Genomic DNA, 2796 nt, shown 5'->3' with positions numbered 1-2796 from the left:
AGGTGGTAAATGCTGTCATCAGGATCGGACGCAAGCGACGCTCCGAGGCATCAATAATCGCCTGTTCGAAGGCCACACCCTTGTCACGTAGCTGGTTGGCAAACTCGACAATCAGGATACCATTCTTGGTCACCATCCCAATCAGCATAATCATCCCGATCTGGCTGAAAATATTCAGGCTCTGGTTCAGGATCAACAGCCCCGCCAGACCACCGAAGATCCCCATCGGCACTGTCAACATCACCACCATCGGGTTGATAAAGCTTTCAAACTGAGCTGCTAATACCAAATAGGCCACCAGCAATGCCAGACCAAACACCAGCAGGATGCTGCTCTGGTTCTCACGGAAATCCTTTGATTCTCCGGCATAGTCAATCACGATATCGCTCGGCAACATTTCCAGTGCCTTGGCATCAAGAAATTCCAGCGCCTCACCCAGGGTATAACCGGGCACCAGACTCGCTTTCAGGGTGATCGATTTCTGCTTCTGGTTATGGCTCAGTTTCTGGGCCGATGCCACTTCCTCAACCTCAGCAACGGATTCCAAGGTGATCAGTTGACCGGAGCGGGCGCGGACATAAATCTGGCTCAGATCCGTTGCATTGTTAAAGCTATTTTCATCACCGCGCAGATACACATCATATTCTTCACCGCGATCCACAAAGGTGGTTTCAGTACGACCGCCTAGCATAATTTCAAGCGTCTCGGCAACCTCGGACACCGGGATCCCCAGCTCTGCAGCACGCTGACGGTTCACAGTAACAACCAGTTCAGGCGTCGTTTCGGCATAGTCCAGATCGGCCCCCTCCATCATCGGACTGGCTTCGGCAATATCCATCAGCTGGCTTGCCCACTGAAACAGCTCATCATAGTCTGCACCGTTAAGGACAAACTGGATCGGTTCAGAAGATCCGCCACGAAAACCCGGCATAAAAGGCCACACGCGCACATCCGGGATCCCCTGCAATGCCTTGCGCACCATGCCAAGAGCCTCAGTCGCCGAAACGCTGCGATCTTCCCAGTTCTCCAATGCCATGATTACAAAACCGGTCTGGTCCCCGGCATTGCCGCCAAAAGCCGGCGTCTGGATAGACAAAGACTTAATCACGCCCTCACCCACCATCGGCAACAGTCGACGCTCAACTTCCTCGACATTGCCGACCATACGGTTATAGCTGGTCCCTTCTGCCCCTTTGACAAAAGCAAAGATCACCCCGCGATCTTCCTGTGGCGCCAGCTGAGAAGGCACCGACTTCATCAGCACAACGCTCAAGCCAATGAAACCCAATACAATCAGAGGAGCAACATATCGGTAGCGCACCGAAAAGCTCACCACCTGGCGATATTTCGCCTCCAACCTGCCAAACATTCCGTCAACCCAAAGGTTAAACTTGCCAGGCTTCACGTTGGCCTTCAGCAGCTTGCTGCCCAGCACCGGGCTCAACGTCAGGGCAACCAGAGACGAGAAGATAACCGCGACCGCCAACAGCACCGAAAACTCGGTAAACAGCGGGCCAACCATGCCGTCCATAAAGGAAATAGGCAGGAAGACCATTACTAACACAACGGTTGTAGCCACGACGGCAAAGCCAACTTCACGTGTTCCTTTGTACGCCGCAAGCAGTGGCGGCTCACCTTTTTCAATGTGGTGATAGATGTTCTCCACTACCACAATGGCGTCATCCACAACGAGGCCGATAGCCAAAATCAGCGCCATTAGTGTCAGCAGGTTGATAGAGAACCCCAAGAAGTAGGCCACCATAAAGGCAGATATCAGTGAAACTGGTACGGTGATCGCCGGGATCAAGGTCGCCCTTGCCTGCCCGATAAAGATATAGAGTACCAATACCACCAGCATCCCGGTGACAAACAAAGTGCTGTAAACTTCGCTGATAGAACGGTCGATAAACACCGTGGAATCGTAATCGACATACAGCGAGGTCCCTTCGGGGATAAAGCGTTGCATCCGCTCAACTTCGGCATGGACATCAGCGGCCACATTCAGCGGGTTGGCATCTGTCATAGTAACCATGCCTAAACTGAGGTTAGAGACACCGTTATTTTTGAACGTCGCGTTCTCGTTCTGAGCACCAATCGATACCTTGGCGACATCTTTGAGATAAATCGGCGTGCCATCATCGGCCGTACGCACAACCAGATAGGCAAAATCATCTGGCGTCCGGTACAGGCGCGCGGTACGCACCGACATGGTTGTCGTGTCATTACGCACTTCCCCGCCCGGCAACTCGACATTCTCGTCATTGAGGGCATTAACAATATCTTTGGTTGTCACCCCGCGACCGGCCATCTGTTCAGGCATCAGCTTCACATACATAACCCGATACAGGGCACCGCTTAGTTGCACCGAACTGACACCGTTGATCAGGCTAAAGCGGTCCATCAGCACCCGCTCGGCATAATCAGTCAGCTGGGTACGATCCATAATGCTCGAAGTCAGGTTGATATACAGCGCCGGTTCATCGGAGCCATTGTCTTTCGAGACCACAGGATCGTCGGCTTCATCCGGTAGACTTCGCTGTGCCCGTGACACAGCATCACGAACATCACTGACACCTTCGGTCAAGTTCCAGCCCATCTCGAACTCAATCTTGATCCGCGAAATACCGTTACGGGTTGTCGATGTAATACTGTCAATCCCGCTGATCCCGGACAGCTGATCTTCCAGTACCGTGGTGATCCGGCTTTCCATAATGGTTGCCGAGGCCCCTTCATAACGCGTCGAGATACTAACCACAGGGTTTTCGACATCCGGCATTTCCCGAACCGATAGCTTGG

At 52.9% G+C, this 2796-nt stretch carries 1 protein-coding gene; it reads right to left on the bottom strand.

From position 1 onward, the window contains the following. Positions 1-2796 (bottom strand): efflux RND transporter permease subunit (locus tag MHN01_RS23385; RefSeq protein ID WP_239413753.1); only part of this gene is annotated, 2796 nt, incomplete at both ends.

Origin of the sequence: Photobacterium sp. OFAV2-7 (assembly GCF_022347985.1) — a bacterium.
Taxonomy (GTDB): domain Bacteria; phylum Pseudomonadota; class Gammaproteobacteria; order Enterobacterales; family Vibrionaceae; genus Photobacterium.
This window is presented reverse-complemented; position numbering and strand designations above follow the sequence as displayed.